Raw genomic sequence first — 23,073 nt, forward strand, 5'->3', positions numbered from 1 at the left:
CGGGCCCGGCGCACCACCCCAGCAGCGGTCAGGGGTTGTCCTTGACCTGCGCTGAAACTCGCAACTACGCTCGCGGGCATGGCTATCCGACGCACCGACTTCACCCTGGTCGGCATCGGGGGCTCGTGGCACCGCAGATGCTTCGACGAGCTCTGTCCTCGGCGCGCCCGGCGCTGACCGTCCGGCCCCGCCGCTCGGCAACGCCCCTCCCTCCCGCACCGAATACCGCCGGCGCCCACGCGCGGCGGCCACGCCACGTCCGAGGGGACCCACACCGCCATGCCGCGGCACTTCTGCGCACCCGAACGCCCTGCCGACCGTCGCCACGCGTCCGCCGAACCGCTGACCGGGAAGGGTGGTTCGCGATGGGATCGGTAGCCGCCCTGCACGTCGAGATCGACAATCCGCTGGACCTGATCGCCGGCGCCCAACTGCTGGCCGAGGCCGGCGCCCCGGCCGTCGGCGCCGGCCCCGCCGGCTCTCCCGGCCTCCCCGGGAGAGCCGCGACCCGGGTGTTCCTGGTGGAGCGCCACCCGGTCGCCAGCGCGGGCCTGCGCAGCGTCCTGACCGCCGGTCCCGGGCTGACCGTGGTCGGCAGTTCCTCCGACCCGTTGCGCGCCCTGGACGCGGTGCGGCGGGTGCGTCCGGACGTGATCCTGCTGGGCCGGGGCGACTCGCTGGAGGCCGACCTCGCCGCGGTGCTCCGGCTGCGCGGCCCGGACGGGGCGCCGGACGCCCGGGTGCTGCTGCTGCGCCGGGTCGAGAGCACGGCCGAGGCCAGCCGGATCCTGTTCACCGGCGCCAGCGGCTGCTTCCCGCTGGACCTGGCGGAGGAGCAGATCATCGGCGCGGTGGCGCTGGCCGCGGCCGGGGGCTCGGTCTTCCTGCCCGCCCCGCCCACCGCGCGGATACCGGCGTCCGGGCTGCCCGGATCGCCGACGCTGCCGGGGCTGCCCGGCCAGCGGCCCGAACTCCTGCCTCATGACGCCGGGTTGACCAGGCGTGAGCGGGACGTGCTGGCGCAGCTGGCGCGCGGGCTGAGCAATGCCGAGATCGGCCGCGAGCTGGCCCTGGCCGAGGCGACCGTCAAGAAGCACCTCACCCAGGCCATGCGCAAGATCGGCCAGTCCGACCGGCTGCGGGCCGCGCTGTATGCGCACCGGCACGGGCTGGCCAGCTGACGGTCGGTCAACGGGCGGCGGGGCGGCCGACGGCTGACGGCTGACGGCTGACGGCTGACGGCTCGTCAACGCCGGTGCCGACGTGGCAGGGGGCGACCTTGGGAGTAGTCGGGGTCGCCCTTGGTCGCCCGTTCCGGCTCCGTTCGGGGCTTCTGAGGGGCGTCCCGGTCTCCGTAGCGTTACCGGCGACCGAGGGCTGGGAGCTGTTTCACCGCGGCTCACGGGTCCCCCGCCCGCTCCGATCCGCTGAAGGAGACCCCGAGATGAGCGATGCTCTCCGCGGAGCCGTCGCGCCCGCCGCCGAGCGGCCCCCGCACGCCGCCGACGACCGGCGGCCCGGCGACCAGGACCTGTCCGAGCAGCTCCGTCCGCGCTACCGCTCGATGCCGGACCAAGAGCGCGCCGCGCTCTGGCGGCAGCGCCTGCACGAGGCCGAGGCCGGTCTGACCCGCTTCCTGGTCGCCCGGTCGGAGGCCGACGGCGGCGGCAGCGGCGTCCGGCTGACCGACTGGTTCGCGCTGCAGGCCGAGATCTTCGCCGACCTGCCCGATCCGACCACCGGCGGCTCGGCCGCCTGGCAGCGGATCTTCTTCCGGGGGCAGGCGCTGATGGAGCGTTTCCTGGTGACCCGGTTCGGCGAGGAGGTCCTCGGCGACTGGGCCCGCGCCAACGCGCAGGTGTACCGGCTGGTCGAGCCCGACCACGGCCGGGGCGCCGCCGACCCGATCCACCGGATCGCCCGTCAGGCCGAGCTGTACGGCTCCGACTACGAGGTGGACCAGGCCGCGCCCGCCGACCGCGCCGCGCTGACCATCACCCACTGCGCCATCTGGGACTACCGCGAGCAGGCCCGCCGCGGCGGGGTCCGGCTCACCCTGGCCTCGCCGTGCACCTACTGCACCGAGGCGCTCTCCGCGAACATCAGCGCCAAGGGCTACCGCCCGGACCACAGCCTGCGGACCGGGCCCACCGGGCACGGCTGCCACTGGGAGGCCAGCACACCGGGCCCGGCCCAGGCCTCAGCCCCGGCCCCGGCCCAGGCCGAGCGGTCCGCCGCGACCGCCCCCGGCGAAGCCCGGGAGGCGTGATGTGCGGCGTCACCGGCTGGATCGACTGGGAGACCGACCTCAGGGCCCAGCGCCGCACCGTCCAGGCCATGACCAGGACGCTGGCCTGCCGCGGGCCCGACGCGGACGGGGTGTGGCTGTCCCGGCACGCGGCCCTGGGCCACCGCCGACTGTCCGTCATCGACCTGGCCGGCGGGGCGCAGCCGCTGGCCGACCGGGCCGACCCGGAGCAGCCCGGCGCCGCCGTCCTGGCCTACAACGGCGAGCTGTACAACCACCGCGAGCTGCGGCACCGGCTGACCGCGCTGGGCCACAGCTTCAGGACCCGCTCCGACACCGAGGTGGTGCTCCGGGCGCACCTCCAGTGGGGCGCCCAGGCGCCCACCCGTTTCAACGGGATCTTCGCCTACGCGCTGTGGGACGAGCGCCGCCGGGAACTGCTGCTGGTCCGGGACCGTCTGGGCGTCAAGCCGCTGTTCTGGCACGCGCACCGGACCGGGGTGCTGTTCGGCTCCGAGCCCAAGGCCGTCCTCGCCAACCCGCTGTTCCGGGCCGAGCTGGACGCCGAGGGCATCGCCGAGCTGTTCGCCCTGCCGGCCGCGCCGACCCCGGGCCACGGACTGTTCCGCGGCCTGCGCGAGGTGCTGCCAGGACACCTGGTGACGGTCGACCGCGACGGCGCGCGGGAGACGCCGTACTGGCGGTTGCGCTCCGCCCCGCACCCGGACGACGGGCCCGCGACCCGGGAGCGGGTGCGCTCGCTGCTCGCCGACACCGTGCAGCGGCAGCTGATCAGCGACGTCCCGCTGTGCACCCTGCTCTCCGGCGGGGTCGACTCCAGCGCGATCACCGCGCTCGCCGCCGTCGCCAGGGAGCAGGCGGGCCAGGGCAAGGTCAGCAGCTTCTCGGTGGACTTCCCCGGCAGCGCCGACCGGGCCCCGGACGCCTGGCGCACCTCTGCCGACGCCCCGTTCGTCCGGGCCGCGGCGGACCACATCGGCACCCTGCACACCAGTGTGCTGATCCCCGACGACGACCTGCTCGACGCCCGAGACGCGGTGCTGCGGGCCCGCGACCGGCCCGGCTGGGGCGAGATGGACGCCTCGCTGCACCTGCTGTTCCGCGAGGTCCGGCGGCACTCCACGGTGGCACTGTCCGGGGAGGTGGCGGACGAGGTCTTCGGCGGCTACCCCTACTTCCACGACCCGGCCGCGCTGGCCGCCGACACCTTCCCCTGGCTGCACGGCCGGACCGCCCCGGCGGCGCTGCTGCGCCCCGAGGTCGCCGCGGAGGTGCGGCCGTCGGAGTACGCCGCCGAGGCCTACCGGGCGTCGCTGGCCGCCGTGCCGCGGCTGGACGGCGAGCGGGGTCGGGACCGGCGGCTGCGCGAGGTCTCCCACCTGGCGCTGACCCGCTGGCTGCCGTCGCTGCTGGACCGGGTGGACCGGGTCAGCATGTCGGTCGGCCTGGAGGTCCGGGTCCCGTTCGCGGACCACCGGCTGGTCGAGTACCTGTGGAACGTGCCGTGGGCGGTCAAGGCCCCGGGCGGGCGCTCCAAGGGCCTGCTCAGGGACGCGGTCCGGGACCTGCTGCCGCCGCAGGTGACGGACCGTCCGAAGAGCGGCTACCCGTCCACCCCTGCGGTCCGCTACTCCGAGGTGCTCACCGAGCGGGCGCACGGGCTGCTGGCCGACCCGAACGCGCCGGTCTTCGACCTGGTCGACCGGGCGGAGGTGCGGCGGCTGCTGGCCGAGGGACGGCCGCTGCCCAGCCCGCGCACCGCGCCCAACCCGGTCGGCGGACTGGACCACCTGGTCCAGGTGGACGAGTGGCTGCGGGCCTACCGGGTGGGGCTGCGATGACCGGCCGCTCCCCCGCGCGGGCGGTGGACCCGGACGCCTTCCGCGCCGTCTCCCGGCACTGGACCACCGGGGTCGCCCTGCTGACCGTCCGGGCCGACGAGGAGCTGTTCGCCAAGACCGTCTCCTCGCTCTGCACCCTCTCCCTGGACCCGCCGCTGGTCAGCGTCGCGGTCGACCTGCGCAGCCCGCTGGTGGCCGCGGCCCGGGTCGCCGGGCACTACGCCGTCTCGGTGCTGACCGACCGTCAGCACGGCCTGGCCCGGCGCTTCGCCGCGCCGGGGGCGGGGCGGGCGCTGGGCCTGTTCACCGGCGCGCCGATGCGCACCGAGGACACCGGGGCGCCGGTCCTGGAAGGCTGCCTGGCCTGGTTCGACTGCCTGCTGCACGACGTCCTGCCGGGCGGCGACCACGCCCTGCTGATCGGCCGGGTGGTCGCCGCCGAGGGACAGCCGGGCGAGCCGCTGGTCCACCACGACGGCCGGTTCCACTCCCTCGAACTCGATCTCGAACTCGACGTCGGGCCCGGCCCCGTGCCCGACTCCGCACCCGGACCACCCGGACCCGCCTCCGGGGCCGCGCCCGCACCCGACAGCGACCCCGTCCACCGTCCCACCGCCCCAGCCGGAGCCCGCTGATGCCCCTGTCCCGCACCACCTCCCCCTCCTCCCCCGGGCGCGGCCTGCTCACCGGCGACCGCTACCGGGCCGAACTCGACGACGGACGCGAGCTCTACCTCGACGGTGAGCTGGTCACCGACCCGGCCACGCACCCGGCGTTCCGACCGGCCGTCGACGAACTCGCCCGGCTGCTCGACCTCCAGCACCAGCCCGAGCACGAGGAGCTGCTCACCTGGAAGGACCCGGACACCGGCCTGCGGCTCGCTCGCGGCTACCAACCGCCTTACACCCTGGAGGAGTTGCGGCTGCAGCGGCGCAGCGCCGAGTTCTGGCACGCCGAGGCCCTGGGCCAGCACGGGCGCTCCCCCGCCTTCATGGCCTCGATCGCGGTCGGGGTCTACGACTTCCGGCACCGGCTGGAGGGCGCGCGGACCGGCTTCGGCGCCAACGCCGAGGCCTGGTACCGGCACTGCGCCCGCAACGACCTGGTGCTCTCGCACGCCCTGGGTGACCCGCAGGTGGACCGCTCGGCCGACCCGGTGGACGATCCGGACCTCGCCCTGCGGGTGCTGGAGGAGAACGACCGGGGCATCGTGGTGCGCGGCGCCAAGCAGTTGACCACGCTGGCCCCGCTGGCGCACGAGGTGCTGGTCTACCTGTCGGCCTCGTTCGCGCAGCGGCGCGGCGAGCAGTTCGTGGTGTGGTTCGCGCTCCCGCTGAACACCCCGGGCCTGGTCACGCTCTGCCGCGAACCGCTCGGCAGCGCCCCGTGGGGGCACGCCCACCCGCTCGGCGCCCGCTACGACGAGCAGGACGCCATGCTGTTCTTCGACGACGTCCTGGTGCCCTGGGACCGGGTGTTCCTGCTCCGGGACGCCGACCTGGCCAGGACCGGCCTGGGCCGGATCAACGCCTGGAGCGCCTACGTCGGCCACATCCGCTACCGCGAGCGGCTGCGGACGCTGCTGGCCACCGCGACCCTGCTGGCCGAGAGCATCGGGGTGGACGGCTTCCGCAACATCCAGGAAGACCTGGGCCGACTGGCCGGCTACGCCGAACTGACCGAGTACTTCCTGGACGCGGCCGAGGCCAGGGCCGCGGTGACCGACGGCGGGCTGCTGGCCCCCGGCGACACCGCGGCCAGCCGGGTCTGGTCGGCCGAGGTGGCCGGCAGCGCGGTGGAGATCGTCCGCTCCATCGGCGCGTCCGGACTGCTGATGCAGCCCACCGCGAAGGACCTGGCCAACCCACGGCTGCGGCCTCAGCTCGACCGCTACATGCGCGGACGCGGCATCGGTGCCGAGCAGAAGTCCCGGCTGTTCCGGCTCGCCTGGGAGCTGACCGGGGACGGCTTCGGCCAGCGCCAGGACCTCTACGAGGCGGTGCACCGGGGCGACCTGGCCCGGAACCGGATCAACCTGTTCAAGCGCTACGACCAGGGCGCCGTGCGCGAGCGCCTGCAACGGCTCATCAGCGAACCCGTCACCGCCTCGCCCGTCAGCACCGCACCCGCCAGCACCGACTTCCAGGAGGTCCACCCGTGAGCGCGTCCGCCGTCGAGATCCAGGCCCGCACCCTGGCGGGATACGCCGACGCCAGCCGGCTGCGCCAGGTGCACGACCGGGACTGGGTGCTGGACCGGCTGCCGCCGCGGCCGGAGCTGCTGGTCGACCTGGGCAGCGGGATAGGGCAGTTGCTGGAGGCCGCGCTGCTGCGGCATCCCTCGCTGCGGCTCGCGGTCGGCCTGGAGCGCTCCGAGCACCGCCTCGCCGAGGCCGCCGAACGGCTCCGGCCCCACGGCGACCGGGTCGCCCTGCATCAGGCCGACCTCACCGACCCGGCCCCGCTGCCGTACCGGGCCGACGCGGTCACCATGACCTCGGTGCTGCACTGGCTGTATCCGGACGAGGCCCGGGTGTTCGGCTGGGTCCGGGACCACCTCGCGCCCGGCGGCGGCTTCCTGCTGACGACCTATCACCCAGCCCGGGACGCCGACGGGTTGGCCGGGGAGGACGAGATCGTCCGGGACGCCCTGGTCCGACTGGGCGCCGACCGCGCGGCGGTGCCGGGGGTGTTCGCCGCGGCGGGCGTCCTGCCGATCGGCGCCCGCACCCGGACGGTGGACGAACTCGCGGCGCTGCTGGGCGAGTTCCTGACCACCGAGTCGTTCCTCGAACGCCAGGCCGAGGTGACCGTCGCCGACGCGGCGCAGTACGAGCACTTCCACGCCGCCACCTTCGGCGACTACTACAGTCGACTGGTCGGGCCGGAACGGCGCGGCGACTTCTTCCGCGCGGTCGGCGAGGCCGCCTGGCAGCGGCAGCAGGAGCGCGGCTGGGTCAGCCGGATGCCGGTCCGGCTCTGGAAGCTCGTCCCCAGCGGCGCCTGAAACGCCGTCAGCACCGGTGCCCGTTCGTCCCGTCCCACCGCCCGCCTGTCCCGTCCGTCCCGTCCGTCCGGCCGAGGAGCCCGCACCGTGTCCACTCCCTTCGCAAGCCAGGAGCTCGGCTCCTTCCTCCGGGCCCACCGCGAGTTGCTGAAGCCCGAGGACGTGGGGCTGGTGGCGACGGCCCGGCGGCGCACCCCCGGGCTGCGCCGCGAGGAGGTCGCCTCGCTCTCCGGGGTGGGTCTGGCCTGGTACACCTGGTTGGAGCAGGGTCGGGTGGCGGCGTCCCGGCAGGTCCTGGAGGCGGTCGCCAGGGCCCTGCGGCTGGACGGGACGGGCGTCCGGCACGCCATGCGGTTGGCCGGGTACCACGAGCCGGCCGGACCGGCCGAGGAGGGCCCGACCGGAAAGCTGGCCCGCGCCGTGCAGCCGGTCCTCGACTCCTGGCCGACCAGCCCGGCGGTGCTGCTGGACCGCTGCTTCGACCTGCTCGGCTGGAACGCGCCCTGGAGCGCGCTGTGGGGAGCCCCCGAGGCGGTCCCGGCCGACCGGCGCAACCTCATGTGGCTGATGGCGGCCGACCAGCGGCTGCGCGGCGTCCTGCACGACTGGGAACCGCTGGCGATGAATGTGTTCCAGCACTTCAGGGCCCAGGCCGGAACCGCCCTCGGCGCGCCCCGCACCAGCGAGGTCTACCGGCGGCTGGACCAGGACGCGCCGGAGCTGCGGCACTGGTGGGGATGCCACTCGGTGGCGGAGCTGACCGCCCGCACGGTCACCGTGGAACCCGCGGGGCTGGGCCCGGTCAGGCTGTCGCTGTCCTCGTTCCACCCGGTGGACGACCCGTCGGCGCTGGTCCTGCTGTTCACCCCGGTCGGCGCGGAGGACCGGGAGCGGATGACCGCGCTGACCGAACGCCCACTGCGTGCCGTCCCCGCTACGACGGGCGAGGACGGCACGCAGCGGGCGGCGGGCTGACCTGCTGTCAGACTGATGTTCCGTCAGGCTGAGCTGCAGGCGGGTTGACCTGCCGTCAGGCCTCCCCGGGCGCGCCGCGGCGCGCCGTCCCGGCCGCGAGCAGCGCCCCGCCCAGCGCGGCCAGCAGGGCGAGCCCGGAGCCGACCACCAGCGTCCCGGTCGGGACCGCGGTGAACGCGCCCACCGCCCAGGCCCCCAGGCCGGTCCCCGCGTACATGGTCGACGTCAGCCAGGCGCTGGAGGTGGCCCGCAGCTCCGGTTCCACCGTGCCCGCCAGCGCCTGCTGGTCGGTCACGAAGCCGCCGCTGGCCAGGAACCAGACCACCACCCCGGCCAGCGCCAGCGGCAGCCCCGGGCCCTTCGCGGCCAGGGCGGTCCCGGCCGCCAGCAGCAGCCCCCACAGCGGCAGCAGCGGCAGTCCGGTCCGCCCGGCCCGGCGGACCCGGTCGTTGAGCCGCCCGCCGACCAGCGAGCCCGCGACGCTGCCCGCCCCGACCAGGACGCCGACCAGGCCGAGTTCGGTCACCGTCAGCCGGAACCGGGCGACCAGCAGCGCGCCCAGGAAGGTGTAGGCGCCCAGATTGGCCGCGTGGAAGACCGTGTTGACCAGCAGTGCCCTGCGCAGCAGCGGGCTGCGCCACCCGGCGAGCACGGCGGCCAGCGCACCGGGCAGACCGCCGGGCCCCGCCTCGGTCGCCGCCACCGCCGCCGCCGGGGCGCCGGACACCTGACGGAGCAGCAGCGGCACGGCCAGGGCGGTGCCGATCGCCAGGGCCAGGAACGCCGAGCGCCAGCCGGCCAGCCCGGCCAGCGCCCCGCCCAGCGGCACTCCGACCACCTGGCCGCAGGAGAACAGCGCCATGCCGAGGCCGAGGGCGCGCCCCCGGACCCGTTCCGGGGCGGTCTCGGCGATGTGGGCCCAGATCGCCGGGCCCGCCGCGGCGGCGGCGAGTCCGGCCACGGCCCGCGCGGCGATCAGCTCGCCGAGCCCGGCGGACAGCGCGGCGCCCAGGTTCGAGAGCACGAACAGCGCCGTGCCCACCAGCAGCGTCGCCCTGCGGCCGACCCGGTCGCTGAGCAGCCCGAGGAAGGGCGCGCAGACCGCGTACACCAGGACGTAGGCGGTGACCGACGACGCCGCGGCGGCCCCGCTGACGCGGAGGTCGCGGGCGACGGTCGGCAGCAGCGGCGAGACCAGGAAGGTCTCGGTGCCGAAGAGGAACAGCAGGGCGAACACCCCGGCGTAGCGCAGCCGGTCGAACGCCCCGGCGTCGGCGGCCGGGTGGGCCTCCACCTCGGAGACGGTGCCCAAGCGAACCACAACCCTTTCGCGCGTCAGCGCGTCCGTGCGGAGCCGCGGCCGGACCGCGAGGGGCCAGCGCCGGACGGCGGGTCGCGGCTCCGTCGGGAGCGGGGGCCGTCCGGCCGGTCCATGCTGTCGGCAGGTCCGGGCGGTCAACCAGACAGGCGATCATCCTGTGACCACGGCTCACAGGAACCGGGCGGTCACCCCTGCTGGTCCGATGCGTCCTGGTTCAACGCGTCCTGGTCCAGCGCGGCGAGCAGCCGGTCCGCTCCCCCGCCCGCGACGGCGAGGGCGAGGTGGTCGTGGTAGTCGCGGGTCTCGACGATCAGGCCGTCCCTGACCCGCAGCACCTGGATGTTGGCGGTGCGGAAGCTGCGGCCGGTGGCCGGGAACAGGCCCTGGTAGACGAACTCGGCGATTACCACCTCCGGGTCGTCGGTGGCGTGCACGTGGACGTCCTCGGCGTTCAGCCGGATCGCGTCGCCGCCGCCCAGTTCGACGAAGCGCTCCCGGAGTTCGGCGCGTCCGTGGACGCGCCGCGGGGGGACCGGCGCGAAGACGACCTCCACGTCGGCGTCCTCGGCGTAGAGCTCGGCGATGTCGCCCCACTTCCCGGCCGCGATGCGGCCGATCAGCTGCTCGAAGACCTCGCGCGGGGTGACGGATGCGGGCATGGCTGACCTCCGGGTCCTGGCCGCCTACAATCGGATAGGCGACTTCGTTTCCAACGATACGGATAGACGACTCCGTTTGTCCAGGCAGGTTTGTCCAAGCAAGGCGAGGACCAGTTGACGACAGAGCAGACTCCGCCCGTACCGGGTCCGAAGCCGCTGCGTGCCGACGCGCGGCGGAACCGCGCCCGGCTGCTGGAGGTCGCCGAGGCGGTCTTCGCCGAGCAGGGCACCGGCGCGTCCACCGAGGAGGTCGCGCGAAGGGCGAACGTCGGCATCGCCACCGTGTTCCGGCACTTCCCGACCAAGGAGGCGCTGCTGGAAGCGGTGCTGATCCGGCGGCTCGAGCAGTTGGCCGAGGAGGGACGGCGACTGCTGGCCGAGAGCGGTCCCACGGAGGCGCTGTTCGCCCTGTTCGACCTGATCGTGGAGGCGTCCCCGGTCAAGAACGCCTTCGCCGCGGCGCTCGCCGACGCGGGGGTCGACGTCGGAGCCGCGGCCGCCGAGGCCGGACACGCGCTGCACGCCGTGCTCAGCGAACTGCTCAGCGGCGCCCAGCGCGCAGGCGCGGTGCGGAAGGACCTGGAGGTCCCGGAACTGATCGCGATCCTGGTGGGCACCGCCCGGATGCTGGAACACCTGGACGGCCACCCGGCATCCGCGGCCCGCGCCCGCGCGGTGGTCCGCGACGGCCTGCGGCCGCCTGTCGCCGGGTGACTCAGAACTGCTTGAGGACGGTGGCCGGGCCGGTGCAGGCGGCCAGCCGGATCGCGGCGCCGCCGTTGACCTGGCCGACGCACAGCTTGACCTGCTGGGAGTAGACGGTGCCGTCGCGGAGCGAGAACTGCTGGGCCGGGTTGCCGCTGCACCGGGCGACCTGCACCACCGTGCCCGGGGTGACCGCGCCCCAGGCGGCGTCCATGCACAGGCCCTGGCTCTGGATGGTGCCGTCGGGGGCGGCGTGCCAGGCCTGGTCCGGGGCGCCGTCGCAGCCGGCCAGCACCAGCGGGGTGCCGTCGGTGCCGGGACCGGCGCTGAGGCACTTGCCGGTGGCCGGGTTCTTCAGCGACGCGCCGGTTCCGCCCGCGGCGGCGGGGGCTGACGCCGTGGCAGCGGCCGTGCCCGCGGCGGACGCTGACGCCGTGCCGGCGGCGGAAGTGGCCGGGGCCCCGGCCGGGGCGGTCACCGGCGGGGAGGCGGGGGCCGTCGCGGTCGCCCGCGGCGTGCCCGCGGCGTGGGCCACCGGCGCGGGCGGCCCCGGGGTCGAGCCTGGCGTAGGACCAGGAGAGCACCCCGCGCACCGAGTACAGCTCGTCGTCCGGGATCTGCAGCGCGTCCAGCCGGTACCGTACGTCCTCCAGGTCGGCCACCAGGTCCGCGATCCGGGCCGAGGGCCCGGCGGTGACCTGCTCCGAGGCGATCCGCAGCGCCAGCGGCAGCCCGTCGCACAGTTCGGCCAACCGGCGCGCGGCCAGCGGCTCCGCGCCCACCCGGGCCGGGCCGACCGAGGCGGCGAGCAGTTCCAGCGACTCCCCCGCGCTGAACGGCGGCAGGGTCACCCGCCGGGCCGAGTAGCGCACGGCAAGCCCGCTGAGCCGGTTCCGGCTGGTCACGATGGTGCAGGAGGGGCCCGCGCCGGGCAGCAGTTCCTCGACCCGCTCGGCGGAGTCGGCGTTGTCCAGCACGATCAGCAGCCGCTTGTCCCGTACCGTGCTGCGCCACAGCGCCACCCGCTGCCCGTGGTCGGCCGGGATGTCGGTCACGTTCAGCGAGGCCAGCAGGTGGTGCAGGCTGTCCGCGGCCGAACGGGCCGGCTGCTTGGGGTCGAAGCCGCACAGGTTCAGGTACAGCTGGCCGTCCGGGTAGGCGTCCGCCAACCGGTGCGCGCAGTGCACGGCCAGCGCGGTCTTGCCCACCCCGCCGACCCCGACCACCATCACGATCCCCGGCGGGTCCGCCTGCCCGGCCGCCGTCAGCACCTGCTCGACCTGCTCCCGACGGCCGACGAACGCGCCGACGCCGTGCGGCAGTTGGGCAGGCCGGAGCGGCGAAGCGGGAGCGGGGACGGGCGCCGAAGCGGGGGCGGGGACAGGCGCGGGCACCCCCGAGCCGCGCCCGTTCTCGGTCAGGATCGAGGAGTTGAGCTCGCGCAACTCGGTCGAGGGGTCGATGCCGAGGTCCTCGGCCAGCAGTGTCCGCAGCTCCCGGTACTGGGCCAGCGCGTCCGCGGTCCGGCCGCTGCGGCTCAGCGCCGTCATCAGCAGGGCGCGCAGCCGCTCGTCGTAGGGGTGGGTGGCGACGTGCGCCCGCAGCTCCTCGGCCACCCCGGTCGGCCGGTCCAGGCCGAGCAGCAGTTCGGCGCGCTCCATCAGCAGCCGCAGCCGCAGGTCCGAGGCCCAGGCCCGGTACTCGACCGCGAACGGGCCCGGCAGTCCGGCCAGCACCGTGCCGGAGCGCCAGTGGGCCAACGCAGCGTCGTAGGCGTCGACCGCGGCGGCCGGGGCCCGCCCCTGGTCGGCCCGCGCCCGCGCCGCCAGCCGTTCGACCACCCGGACGTCGAGCCCGTCCGGGGCCAGTGGCAGCGCGTAGCCCGCGCCGGAGCCGGTCAGCGGTTCGGCCAGCACCCGGCGCAGGCCGGAGACATAGGTGTGCACGCTGCCCGCCGCGGTGGCGGGCGGGGCGGAGCCCCAGAGGTGGTCGATCAGGTCGTCCCGCGAGACCGGGCTGTCTCCGCTCAGCGCGAGCACGGCGAGGACCGTCCGCTGCTTGGGCGGCCCGAGCGTCAGTTCCCGCGCGCCCGCGAACACCCGCAGCGGCCCGAGGGTCTCCACCCGCAGCCGACCGTTCTCCGTCACCGTCCACCCTCCCGAGGATCCCGGCGTTCCTTACTCTTACTCAGCCCCGGCCGACCGGCAGAACGCCCCTACCACCCCTACCGCCCGCGCCGTCGCTGCCGCTCTTGCCGTCGCTGCCGTCCCCGTCGCCCTTGCCGACCCCGCCGTCCGACGTGCCCAGCGCGTCCAGTTCGGCCCTGGTCGGCGGGTCCGCGCCGAGTCGGCCACAGGTCGCCGCCGCGGCCCGCGCGGCGAGCGCGAGGGCGGCGGTGAGCTGCGGTGAGGGCTCGGACCCACTGGTCGCAGCCAGCAGCGCGGTCCGTCCGGAGGGCGGTGAGCCGCCGTCACCGACACCGCCGCCGCTGCCGCCACCACCACCGCCGAGCAGCCCACCGCCCTCACCGCCGCCCCCGCGCTCGCCGCCGCCCCCGCCCGCGCCGTCGCCGAGCAGCCCCGCGCCCAGCAGCCCCGCCAGCAGCCCGGCCATGAAGGCGTCCCCCGCGCCGACCGTGTCCAGCACCGTCACCGGCAGCGCCGCGACCTCGCAACTCCCGTGGCGCCAGAGCGCCTTCGCACCGTCGCCGCCCCGGGTGAGCACCACCAGGGCCGGGCCCCGCCGCACCCACTCCGCGGCGGCCCGCTCCGCGCCCAGCTCCGGGTAGAGCCAGGCCAGGTCCTCCTCGCTGGCCTTGACCAGGTCCGCCGCGGCGACCAGCGCCTCGATCCCGGCCCGCTCCGCCGCGGGCTCGCCGAGCAGCACCGGCCGCAGGTTGGGATCGTAGGAGACGGTGGCCTGCGGCCGGGCCGCCAGGACCGCGGCCAGCACCTGTTCCGCGCCCGGCGGCAACGTGGCCGCCAGCGAGCCGGTGTGCAGGTGCGCGTGCCGCCGCGGCTGCTCCCGCAGCAGCGCGACGGTGTCGTCCGGCAGCTCCCAGTGCAGGTCGAAGGCGTAGTCGGCGTTGCCGTGCGGGTCCAGGGTGACCGTGGCGGTGGCGGTGCGCCCGTCGGCGACGCCGCCGACCAGCTCGACGCCGTCGCGCCACAGGTGCCGGCGGACCAGCTCGCCGAACACGTCGTCGCCGGTCCTGGTGGCCAGCCGCACCGGCAGGCCGAGCCGAGCCAGCCCGAGGGCCACATTGGCGGGGCTGCCGCCGGGGCTGGCCCGCCGCCCGCCCTGACCGTCCGTCAGCACGTCCACCAGGGCCTCGCCGACCACCAGGGTCGGCCGGTCCGGCCCGGCCGTCGGCCGACCCGGCCCGGTCGTCCGCCGCTCCCCCGGGCTCACGGGGTGACCAGGATCTTCCGGCCCCGGCCGGCCCGGAACTGCTGCAGCGCCTCGGGGTACGCGGTCAGCGGCAGCCGGTCGCTGATGAAGACCTCCGGATCCAGCACCCCGGCGGCGAACAGGTCGGCCGCCCGCTCGTAGCTGTGCAGCACCGCCATCGACCCGGTGATGGTGATCTCCTGGTTGTAGATCCGGTAGGGGTCGATGGTGGCCCGCGCCGCGTAGTCGGCCACGCCGAACTGCAGGTAGGTGCCGCCCTTGCCGACCCGGCCCAGCGCGTCCTGGATGGCCCGCTCGTTGCCGGTGGCGTCGATCACCACGTCCCAGCCGCGCGGCTGCTCCAGCTCGTCCGGGGAGGCGGCTGCCCGGCTGCAGCCCAGCTGCCGCGCCGTGGCCAGCCGGTCCGGGTTGAGGTCGACCATGTCGACGCTCGCCGCGCCGGTCCGCTTGGCCAGCTCCAGCATCATCAGGCCCATGGTTCCCGAGCCGTAGATCAGCACCCGGCTGCCCATCCGGCTGCGCAGCACGTCGTAGCCGCGCACCGCGCAGGAGAGCGGTTCGATCAGCGCGGCGTCCTCGGTGCGGACGTGGTCGGGCAGTCGGACGCAGTTGGCCGCCGGGGCGAGCGCGAACTCGGCCGCGCCGCCGGGCCGGGTGACCCCGATCGCGTTCCAGCGCTCGCAGAGGTTGCCGCGGCCCTGGCGGCAGTAGTGGCAGGCGTGGCAGTACAGCGAGGGGTCCACGGCGACCCGGTCGCCGACCGCGAGCCCGACCACGCCCTTGCCCGCGGCCACGATCCGCCCGGCGAACTCGTGGCCGGGCACGATCGGCAGGGTGGGCGCGAACTCGCCCTCCAGGATGTGCAGATCGGTTCCGCACAGCCCGCAGGCGGCGACCTCGACGACGACGTCCTCGGGCCCGGGGGTGGGGTCGTCCACGCTTGCGACGTCGACCACTCCGGGGGCACTGATGACGGCTGCCTTCACTTGACGGCTCCCAGCGAAAGGCCCTGGACCAGCTTGTCCTGGGCGGCGAAACCGGCGATGAGCACCGGTACGGAGATGCAGACGGCGGCGGCGCACACCTTGGCCAGGAACAGGCCCTGGCTGGTGACGAAGCCGGTGAGGAAGACGGGCGCGGTCCCGGCGACGACGCCGGTCAGCACCCGGGCGAAGAGGAGCTCGTTCCAGCTGAAGATGAACGAGATCAGCGCGGTGGCCGCGATGCCGGGGGCGGCCACCGGGGCGACGATCCTGATCAGCGTGGTCAGCAGGCCGGCCCCGTCCAGCGAGGCGGCCTCCAGCATCTCCTTGGGCACCTCGGCCAGGAACGACCGCATCATCCAGACCGCGATCGGCAGGTTCATCGAGGTGTAGAGGATGACGAGCAGCCAGATGTCGTCCAGCATCCCGGTGTGCTGGGCGATCAGGTACACCGGCAGCAGTCCGGCCACGGCCGGCAGCATCTTGGTGGAGAGGAAGAAGAACATCACGTCGGTCCACTTGCGCACCGGCTTGATCGACAGCGCGTAGGCGGCCGGGATCGACAGCGCCAGCACCAGCAGGGTCGAGGCGACGCTCGCGGTCAGCGAGTTGATCAGCGGCGGCCAGGGGCTGACCCCGGTGCCGGAGCCGAAGAACTCCTGGTAGCCGTGCAGGGTCAGCCCGGCGCCGAGGCTCGGCGGATTGGTCGCCGCGCTCTGCTCGCTGTGCAGCGAGGTGAGCACCATCCAGGCGAACGGCAGGAAGAACAGCAGCCCGCACAGCCAGGCCAGCAGGCCCAGCACCGAGCCGCCGCGACGGGACCGGGCAGAGCGGGTGGAACGGACGGAGCGAGTGGAACGGGTGGAGCGGGAGGGGATCGCGGTGCTGGTCACAGTGACTCCTCCCGGAACAGCGACGAGACGGTCCGCAGCGCCAGGGTGGCGATGAGGATGGAGCAGACCACGACGATGACGCCCTCGGCGGAGGCTTGGCCGTAGTCGTGGCCGGAGTAGAAGGTCTGGTAGACGGCGTAGGGGAGGTTGGCGGTGCCGAGGCCGCCGGAGGTGATGGTGAAGACGGCGTCGAAGTTCTGCACCACGTAGATGCTGCCGAGCAGCGCGGCCAGCTCCAGGTAGCGGCGCAGGTGCGGGAAGGTCAGGTAGCGGAACACCTGCCAGGTGCCGGCCCCGTCCACCCGCGCGGCCTCGACCACGTCGCTGGGACGGCTCTGCAGGCCGGCCAGCAGGATCAGCATCATGAACGGGGTCCACTGCCAGACCAGCGAGGCCTCGACCGAGATCAGCGGGATCGAGGACAGCCAGTCCGGCTGCGGCGCGCTGTGGCTGCCGAACAGGCTCCAGAGCCAGGTCAGGGTGCCGTTGAGGAGTCCGTAGGTGGCGTTGTAGATCGCGTGCTTCCACAGCAGCGCGGAGGCGACCGGCACCACCAGGAACGGGGTGATCAGCATGGTGCGGACGATGCCGCGGCCGAGGAACTTCCGGTCCAGCAGCAGGGCGAGCCCGAGCCCGAGCAGCAGGCTCACCAGCACCACCGACGCGGTCAGCACGACCGTGGTGACGATCGCCGAGCGCAGGGTGGGGTCGGTGAAGGCGTTGCGGTAGTTCTCCACGCCGCCGAAGCCGCGGTCCCCCGGGTCCAGCGCGTTCCAGCGCATGAAGGAGATCACCAGGGTGCCGACGAACGGCAGTTGGGTGACCACGATCATGAAGACCAGGGCGGGCAGCAGCGGCGCCCGGCGGGCCCACGCCCCACGCGGACGGGGCGCCTTGGCTGCCGTCGCGCGCGAGGCGGCTCTGGGTGCGCCGCGGGGGGTGGTGATCGAGGGGGTGCTCATGGGTCTCTCCGATTCGCCGGGGCGGGTACGGTCACTGACCGGCGTGCGCGGCGGCGACCTTGGCGGCGAGCGACTGACTCGTCTTCAGGGCCTGCGCCACGCTGGTCTTCCCGCTGATCGCGGCGCTGATCTGCTGGGAGACCTGGGTGCCCAGGTCCTCGAACTCGGGGATGCCGACGAACTGGATGCCGGGCGCGGGCCGCGGCTGCACCCCGGGGTTCGCCGGGTCGGCGGAGTCCAGCGCGGTCAGCGTGGGCTGGGCGAAGGCCGAGGCCGCGGCGGTGTAGCCGGGGTTGGAGTAGGTCGAGGTGCGCTTGCCCGCCGGGACCCTGGACCAGCCGAGCGTGCTGCCGACCAGCTGCTCGTACTGCTTGCCGGAGGCCCAGGAGATGAACTTCCAGGCGTCGTCCTGGTGCTTGCTGGCCTTCTGCAGCCCCCAGGCCCAGGTGTAGAGCCAGCCGGAGCTCTTGGTCTGGTCGACCGGCGCGGGGACGTAGCCCAGCTTCCCGGCGACCGGCGAGCCGCTGCCCTCCAGCGAACCGGCCGCTGAGGTGGCGTCGTACCACATGGCGACCTTGCTCTGCTCCAGGTCGTTGAGGCACTCGGTGAAGCCGGACTGGGACGCGCCGGCCTCGCCGTGGGCCCGCACCAGGTTGACGTAGAAGTCGGTGGCCTTGGTGAAGGCGGGGCTGTCCAGCTGGGCCTTCCAGTCCTGGGTGAACCAGGTGCCGCCCATGGTGTTGACCACCGTGGTCAGCGGGGCGATCAGCTCGCCCCAGCCCGGCTGGCCGCGCAGGCAGATGCCCTTCATCCCGGGCTCGGCGCCGTCGGCCTTGGCAGCCAGGTCGGCGACCTGCTCCCAGGTCGGGTTGGCGGGCATGGTCAGGTGCTTGGCCGCGAAGACGTCCTTGCGGTACATCAGGAACGACGACTCGCCGTAGAAGGGCTCGGCGTAGATCTGCCCGTTGACGGTCAGCGACTTCTGGATGGTGGGCAGGATGTCGCCCTGGTCGAAGGCCGTGTCGGCCTTGGCGTCGGCGGAGAGCGAGGACAGCCAGCCGTTCTTGGCGAAGAAGGGCGTCTCGTAGTTGCTGATGGTCGCCACGTCGTACTGCCCGGCCTGGCTGGAGAAGTCCTGGGTGATCTTGTCGCGGACGTCGTCCTCCGGCAGCACGGTGAAGTGCACGGTGATCCCGGTGGACTTGGTGAAGTACTTGGCGGTGAGCTGCTGCAGGTCCTCCATCTGCGGGTTGTTCACCATCAGCACGTTGATGGAGTGCGAGCTGGAGCCCCCGCCGGTGCTGCCGCCGCCGGCCCCGCCGCAGGCGGTCAGCAGCGCGGCGCTCAGCACCAGGGCGCAGATCGGGGCGGTACCGCGGATCAGGGTGTTTCTGCCGGTCATGTCGTCCTTCTTTCCCGGATCGGTGGCCGGCGGCCCAGGTGGGAACCGCCGGGGGCATGACAAAACAGGTGGTGGGGCGGATCGGTCGCAGGACCGCGAAGTGGGGCGCCGGGCGTGCGTCAGACGCGGATGACGCTGGGCCCCATCAGCGAGTAGCGACGGGCCTCGGCGCTGGACAGCCCGGTGTCGGTCACGATCGCCTCGAACTGGTCGATGCCGGCGAACCGGCAGAAGGTGCTCACGCCGAACTTGCTGTGGTCCCCCATGAAGACCCGCCTGCGGGAGACCTCGATGGCCTTCGCCTTGACGTCGGCCACCACGGGGTCGGGCGTGGTCAGCCCGTGCTCCCTGGAGATGCCGTTGGAACCGAGGATCGCCAGGTCGATGGCGAATCCGTTGAGCATCGAACAGGCCCACGAGCCCACCGTGGCCAGGGTTCTGGCGCGTACTCTGCCGCCGAGCAGCAGCACGGTGAGGTTGGCCGAGTCGGCGACCGCCGCCGCGGTGGTGAGCGAGGCGGTGACCATGGTGAGCGGACGGTCGGTGGGCAGCAGCGCGGCCAGGATCTGCGGGGTGTAGCCCTCGTCGACGAAGACCGTCTCCGCGTCCCCGAGCAGCTTCACCGCCTCGGCGGCTATCCGCCGCTTGTTCTCCACGTTGCGGTTGATCCGCTGGGCAAGTCCGGTCTCGAAGCCGGGGCTCTCGACCGGGTAGGCGCCGCCGTGGGTCCTGCGGACCAGCCCGCGGCGCTGGAGTTCACCGAGGTCCCGCCGGATGGTCTCCGGCGCGACCTTGAACTCCGCCGCCGCGGCGGCCACGTCCACCCGGCCCTCCTGCCGGGCCAGCAGGAGGATCCGGTGCTTCCGCTCCTCTGCCCGCATGGTCCGCCCCGTTCTCTTCCGTCGCCTCCGCCCGTTCGGGCATCGAGCGCCCGATTCCTGCCCGCAACAGAGTTATACCTTCCCCCGGGTGGCTCACAGCCGCCCGCAACCGACCGAAACAAACCCGCTTTCCGACCGTTTCGATCACTGCAAGACCGCACCTCACGTCCATGATCGGGCCTTTCCGGGCACGGCCTGACTGCCCGAATCCCTCCTCACCGTGCCCGTTTTGACGCAGCCCTGCCATTTTCCGCCCCCGGGAATGCCGTGCCGCCCCACGGGTAGCCGCCCGGTGAGGACACGTCAGAAGGCCGACATCTCCCAGGAGGCAGCAGATGAGCACCACCGCACCGGCCCGCAGGACGCTGGCGCTGACGACCCTGGCCGGGGCCCTCGCGCTGGCGGGCTGCGCCAGCACGGGCACGATCACGGTGGGTGCGGGCCCGGCCACCGGCAGCCCCACGGTCGGCGGCTCGGCCGCCGCGAGCAGCGGTCCGGCGAGCAGCGGCCCCGACGCCGCCGCGCTGCGGGCCGCCGCGGCGGCGACCGTCGCCAGCGGCTCCGCGCGACTGACCCTGGACGAGACCGTGCAGGGCGGCGGGAAGTCCTACACCGTCAAGGGCACCGGCAGCACCGAGCTGAGCAGCGGCGGGAACGGTCAACTGGCCCTGGACGCCGACGGCGAGAGCATCCAGCTCCGGGTGGTCGGCACGGTGCTCTACGAACTGCTGCCGCCCGCCGCGCGGTCCGCCGTCCCCGGTGGGAAGCCCTGGGTCAGGATCGACACCGCCAAGGCGAGCGCGGGCAGTTACGGCACGGTCAGCGCGCCCGACGTCTCGCAGAGCCTGGGCTACCTCCAGTACGCCCAGGACGTCACCACCGTGGGCACCGAGACCGTCGACGGGACCAGCACCACCCACTACCGGCTCCAGGCCGCGCTCCCCAAGGCAGGCACCGGCATGCTCGGGGTGTCGCTGCCCACCAGCATTCCGATCGACGTCTGGGTCGACGCCCAGCAGCACATCCGGGAGGAGCGGCTGGTGCTGACCGTCAGCGCGTCCGGCTCCGGGTCTTCTGCGGCCTCCGGTTCCTCCGGGTCGGCGAGCCCCTCGGCGACCGCCGCCACGCAGAGCGTGACCAGCACCACCGATCTGCGGATGAGCGACTTCGGCGCCCCGGTGACGGTGACCCCGCCGCCCGCCGCGCAGACCGCCGACCTGACCGCGGCCGCCGCCTCGGCAGCGGCGGCCGACTGACCGGGCGGGGTCGGCTCAGCTCTCCGTCAGGAGCTGGCTGCGCAGCGTCCCCAACGCGCGGGAGAGCAGCCGGGAGACGTGCATCTGCGAGATGCCCAGTTCGTCGCCGATCTCGGACTGCGTCATCTCCGCGCCGAAGCGCATCGAGATGATCTGCCGGTCGCGCTCGCCGAGCCCCGCCAGCAGCGGCTTGAGGCAGATCAGGTTCTCCACGGCGTCAAGGCCGGGGTCCGCCTCGCCCAAGTGGGCGACGAAGGACGAGCCCTGGTCGTCGCCGTCGCCGGAGGGGTTGCCCGCGTCGATCGAGGAGACCGAGTAGCCGTTGGCCGCGACCAGGCCCTCGCGGACCTCGGCCTCGCTCAGCTCCAGCCGGTCGGCCAACTCGGCGACAGCGGGGGCGCGGCCCAACTCACAGGTCAACGCGTCGGTGGCACCGGCCAGGGCCAGCCGCAGTTCCTGCAACCGGCGCGGAACGTGCACGGCCCAGCTGGTGTCCCGGAAGAACCGCTTGATCTCCCCGATGATGGTCGGCATCGCGAACGTCGGGAACTCGTTCCCCTGCTCCAGGTCGAACCGGTCGATCGCCTTGATCAGGCCGATCGTGCCGACCTGGACGATGTCCTCCACCGGCTCACTGCGGGTGCGGAACCGCCGCGCGGCGAACCGCACCAGCGCCATGTTCAGCTCCACCAGGGTGTTCCGCACGTACTGGTACTCGTGCGTCCCCTCATCCAACTCGGCCATCCAGGCGAACAACACCTTCGACATCGCCCGCGCATCACCCGGCGACACCCGCCGCAACTCCGCCGGATCCCACCTCAGCCACTGGGTGAACTGCGCTGTAGTCTCCACCACCTCCCCTTACCCGGTCCGCCGCGGTTCAAATACGCTCGACCGCCTGGAGTCCTGACGGCATCTCAGCGACGCAACGTCGGCCGCGACTTGCGGGGATTCACGAAGATCGAACAGGACAGTCTCCGGAGCTGGCCGGAGCCCCCACGGACGGTTCCCGGCGTTCGGAGCGGGCATCAAGACGGCTGGGCCGCACCCGGCGGTTTTGGCAGTGGGAGGGAGTCGGTCCATGGGTCTGGAACGCCGCAGGGTCGAGCCGGGGGCCAGACGGCCCGAGCGGGTACCCGACCTGGCGGACGAGGGCGAGACCGCGATCGTCGAGTCGCTGGTGCGGACGGGCCTGGTGAACCTGGGCTTCACCCCGGAGGACGCCCGAGCCGCACTGGACCGGTACGCCGGACAGGTGCTCCAGGGTGCGGTGGACCGGGTCGCCGCACTCCCCTGCACCGGGGACGGGAGCTGGATCGCCGCCAGCCGCCCGGAGATCCTGGCCGTCTTGGCCAACGCCGCACCGGACACCGACGGCTGACACAGCGTCAACTCAAGCCCTGGGACCGCGACCGGCCGACGGCCCCGAGGACTTGACCGTGCGCAGCACCGGCGCGGTCTCCAACGCGTGGATCGCGTCCAGCGCCCCGATCCGGCCGACCAGGTAGCGGTGCAGGGCGGCGGTGACGCCGCCGAGCAGCGCCGGGTCGATCTCCACGTCGAAGAACAGCGCGCCGCTCGCCCGCAGTTCCGCGAGCCGGCGGGCGACGGTGCCCGGCGCCCAACCGGTGGCCGCGGCCAGCTCGGCCTGCCCCGCTCGCCCGTCCTGCGCCAGCGCGGCGAACAGCGCGGAGTCGGCGGGCCCGGGACGGTGACCGGAGGCGGGACGGTGCCCCCGAAGCAGGCCGGTGACCGGGGTCGCCCCCGTCCGCCGAGCCCTCGGGCAGCGCGACGGCCAGTTCCGCCTGCTGCCGGCGCGGACGCAGCCCGCTGGTCGACGGCAGCCTGTTCCGCGACCACGGCTTCCCGCCGCGCTGCTCAGTTCCACCCTGTTCTTCTCGGTGATGAACGGCCTGATGCTGGTGGTGGTGCTGCAACTGCAGCTCGGCCTGCACGAGGACGTCCTCAACGCCGGGCTCAGCCTGCTGCCGTGGTCCTGCGGACTGGCGGTGTCGTCCTGGCTGGCCGGGGCGGTCCTGGTGCCGTGGTTCGGACCGCGGGTGATGTTCGCGGGCCTGGGCCTGCTGCTGGTCGGCGCCCTGGGCGCGGTCGCCGTCTACAGCACCGCCTCGCCCACCGCCTACCCGTGGGCGCTGCTGCCCGCGCTGGCGGTCTGCGGCCTCGGGCTCGGCCTCTACACGGTGCCGTTCTTCAGCACCGCGCTGGGACGGGTCGGGGCCCAGGCCACCGGCTCCGCGGCGGGACTCCTCAACGCCGTGCAGCAGCTCGGCGGGACGCTGGGCGTGGCCGTGCTGGGGACGGTGTTCCTGCGCGCACCGCGGCCATGGCCGGGGCCAGGGACGCGCTCTGGGTGGCCGTCGGCCTGGTGCTGGTGACCGCCGCGGCGACGGCCTGCCTGCTGCGCGCCGGCCGCCCCGCCGGGAGCGCCCGGGTCCGACGTTCGGCGGGGCCCGCGGCGGGGTAGGACTCCGGCAGATCCAGGTGCAAC

The 23,073-nt window shown here is 74.1% G+C and carries 22 protein-coding genes and 1 pseudogene; 11 read left to right on the forward strand and 12 right to left on the reverse strand.

Annotated features, from left to right (window positions below; genetic code table 11):
* The first annotated feature begins 365 nt into the window (after positions 1-365).
* From ACEZDE_RS02600 to ACEZDE_RS02630, 7 genes are all read left to right on the forward strand, one after another.
* Positions 366-1,181 carry a response regulator transcription factor gene (locus ACEZDE_RS02600; RefSeq protein ID WP_380531447.1) on the forward strand — a complete coding sequence of 272 codons (816 nt, stop codon included), beginning with the start codon at positions 366-368 and terminating at the stop codon, positions 1,179-1,181.
* A 263-nt stretch (positions 1,182-1,444) separates the two neighbouring features.
* On the forward strand, positions 1,445-2,269 hold the full coding sequence (locus tag ACEZDE_RS02605) for a hypothetical protein (protein ID WP_380531450.1): 825 nt from the start codon (positions 1,445-1,447) through the stop codon (positions 2,267-2,269).
* On the forward strand, positions 2,269-4,110 hold the full coding sequence (gene asnB, locus ACEZDE_RS02610) for an asparagine synthase (glutamine-hydrolyzing) (RefSeq protein WP_380531452.1): 1,842 nt from the start codon (positions 2,269-2,271) through the stop codon (positions 4,108-4,110). Before ACEZDE_RS02605 ends, asnB begins: the two co-directional genes overlap by 1 nt.
* Positions 4,107-4,745, forward strand: a complete 639-nt coding sequence (locus tag ACEZDE_RS02615) for a flavin reductase family protein (RefSeq protein ID WP_380531454.1) — start codon at positions 4,107-4,109, stop codon at positions 4,743-4,745. Before asnB ends, ACEZDE_RS02615 begins: the two co-directional genes overlap by 4 nt.
* Positions 4,745-6,271, forward strand: a complete 1,527-nt coding sequence (locus ACEZDE_RS02620; RefSeq protein WP_380531456.1) for a 4-hydroxyphenylacetate 3-hydroxylase family protein — start codon at positions 4,745-4,747, stop codon at positions 6,269-6,271. The genes ACEZDE_RS02615 and ACEZDE_RS02620 overlap by 1 nt, the downstream gene beginning before the upstream one ends.
* Positions 6,268-7,116, forward strand: a complete 849-nt coding sequence (locus tag ACEZDE_RS02625; protein WP_380531458.1) for a class I SAM-dependent methyltransferase — start codon at positions 6,268-6,270, stop codon at positions 7,114-7,116. Before ACEZDE_RS02620 ends, ACEZDE_RS02625 begins: the two co-directional genes overlap by 4 nt.
* An 87-nt stretch (positions 7,117-7,203) precedes the next feature.
* Positions 7,204-8,091: a helix-turn-helix domain-containing protein gene (locus ACEZDE_RS02630; RefSeq protein WP_380531461.1), complete on the forward strand. Its 888-nt coding sequence runs from the start codon at positions 7,204-7,206 to the stop codon at positions 8,089-8,091.
* A 55-nt stretch (positions 8,092-8,146) separates the two neighbouring features.
* Here the strand turns inward: ACEZDE_RS02630 and ACEZDE_RS02635 are convergent, their stop codons facing one another.
* Positions 8,147-9,403: an MFS transporter gene (locus ACEZDE_RS02635; protein WP_380531463.1), complete on the reverse strand. Its 1,257-nt coding sequence runs from the start codon at positions 9,401-9,403 to the stop codon at positions 8,147-8,149.
* A 194-nt stretch (positions 9,404-9,597) separates the two neighbouring features.
* On the reverse strand, positions 9,598-10,071 hold the full coding sequence (locus ACEZDE_RS02640; protein ID WP_380531466.1) for a nuclear transport factor 2 family protein: 474 nt from the start codon (positions 10,069-10,071) through the stop codon (positions 9,598-9,600).
* 114 nt (positions 10,072-10,185) lie between these two features.
* Here ACEZDE_RS02640 and ACEZDE_RS02645 point away from each other — a divergent pair, with 114 nt between their 5' ends.
* Positions 10,186-10,785 (forward strand): TetR/AcrR family transcriptional regulator, encoded by a 600-nt coding sequence (locus ACEZDE_RS02645; protein ID WP_380531469.1) that lies wholly within the window; start codon positions 10,186-10,188, stop codon positions 10,783-10,785.
* A gap of 1 nt (position 10,786) precedes the next feature.
* On the opposite strand, the gene ACEZDE_RS02650 is transcribed toward ACEZDE_RS02645, so the two are convergent.
* The 8 genes and pseudogenes from ACEZDE_RS02650 to ACEZDE_RS02685 form a co-directional block, all read right to left on the reverse strand.
* Positions 10,787-11,311: a ricin-type beta-trefoil lectin domain protein gene (locus ACEZDE_RS02650; protein WP_380531472.1), complete on the reverse strand. Its 525-nt coding sequence runs from the start codon at positions 11,309-11,311 to the stop codon at positions 10,787-10,789.
* Positions 11,312-11,402: 91 nt separating this feature from the next.
* Positions 11,403-12,923: pseudogene (locus ACEZDE_RS02655) on the reverse strand (BTAD domain-containing putative transcriptional regulator); the annotation flags it as partial.
* A gap of 40 nt (positions 12,924-12,963) precedes the next feature.
* Positions 12,964-14,187, reverse strand: coding sequence for a carbohydrate kinase family protein (locus ACEZDE_RS02660; protein WP_380531475.1), 1,224 nt, complete (start codon positions 14,185-14,187; stop codon positions 12,964-12,966).
* Complete coding sequence (locus ACEZDE_RS02665) at positions 14,184-15,173, reverse strand: zinc-dependent alcohol dehydrogenase family protein (RefSeq protein ID WP_380531478.1); 990 nt, start codon at positions 15,171-15,173, stop codon at positions 14,184-14,186. Before ACEZDE_RS02665 ends, ACEZDE_RS02660 begins: the two co-directional genes overlap by 4 nt.
* The gene (locus tag ACEZDE_RS02670) at positions 15,170-15,973 is read right to left on the reverse strand and encodes a carbohydrate ABC transporter permease (protein WP_380532315.1); all 804 of its coding nucleotides are present in this window, start codon (positions 15,971-15,973) and stop codon (positions 15,170-15,172) included. Before ACEZDE_RS02670 ends, ACEZDE_RS02665 begins: the two co-directional genes overlap by 4 nt.
* 86 nt (positions 15,974-16,059) lie before the next feature.
* Complete coding sequence (locus ACEZDE_RS02675; protein WP_380531481.1) at positions 16,060-17,025, reverse strand: carbohydrate ABC transporter permease; 966 nt, start codon at positions 17,023-17,025, stop codon at positions 16,060-16,062.
* Positions 17,026-17,056: 31 nt separating this feature from the next.
* Entirely contained in the window at positions 17,057-18,427 is a 1,371-nt protein-coding gene (locus tag ACEZDE_RS02680) for an ABC transporter substrate-binding protein (RefSeq protein WP_380531484.1), read from the reverse strand.
* A gap of 119 nt (positions 18,428-18,546) precedes the next feature.
* Positions 18,547-19,308, reverse strand: a complete 762-nt coding sequence (locus tag ACEZDE_RS02685; protein ID WP_380531487.1) for a DeoR/GlpR family DNA-binding transcription regulator — start codon at positions 19,306-19,308, stop codon at positions 18,547-18,549.
* A gap of 335 nt (positions 19,309-19,643) precedes the next feature.
* Between ACEZDE_RS02685 and ACEZDE_RS02690 the strand changes: the two genes are divergently transcribed.
* Positions 19,644-20,564, forward strand: a complete 921-nt coding sequence (locus tag ACEZDE_RS02690; RefSeq protein ID WP_380531490.1) for a hypothetical protein — start codon at positions 19,644-19,646, stop codon at positions 20,562-20,564.
* 15 nt (positions 20,565-20,579) lie between these two features.
* On the opposite strand, the gene ACEZDE_RS02695 is transcribed toward ACEZDE_RS02690, so the two are convergent.
* On the reverse strand, positions 20,580-21,386 hold the full coding sequence (locus tag ACEZDE_RS02695; RefSeq protein WP_380532318.1) for an RNA polymerase sigma factor SigF: 807 nt from the start codon (positions 21,384-21,386) through the stop codon (positions 20,580-20,582).
* A 259-nt stretch (positions 21,387-21,645) separates the two neighbouring features.
* Between ACEZDE_RS02695 and ACEZDE_RS02700 the strand changes: the two genes are divergently transcribed.
* The gene (locus tag ACEZDE_RS02700; RefSeq protein WP_380531493.1) at positions 21,646-21,945 is read left to right on the forward strand and encodes a hypothetical protein; all 300 of its coding nucleotides are present in this window, start codon (positions 21,646-21,648) and stop codon (positions 21,943-21,945) included.
* Positions 21,946-21,957: 12 nt separating this feature from the next.
* On the opposite strand, the gene ACEZDE_RS02705 is transcribed toward ACEZDE_RS02700, so the two are convergent.
* Positions 21,958-22,452 carry an AsnC family transcriptional regulator gene (locus ACEZDE_RS02705; protein WP_380531496.1) on the reverse strand — a complete coding sequence of 165 codons (495 nt, stop codon included), beginning with the start codon at positions 22,450-22,452 and terminating at the stop codon, positions 21,958-21,960.
* Position 22,453: 1 nt separating this feature from the next.
* On the opposite strand from ACEZDE_RS02705, the gene ACEZDE_RS02710 reads away from it, so the two are divergent.
* Positions 22,454-22,960, forward strand: coding sequence for an MFS transporter (locus tag ACEZDE_RS02710; protein WP_380532321.1), 507 nt, complete (start codon positions 22,454-22,456; stop codon positions 22,958-22,960).
* Positions 22,961-23,073: the final 113 nt, after the last annotated feature.

This window comes from Streptacidiphilus cavernicola (assembly GCF_042510955.1).
GTDB lineage: Bacteria > Actinomycetota > Actinomycetes > Streptomycetales > Streptomycetaceae > Streptacidiphilus > Streptacidiphilus cavernicola.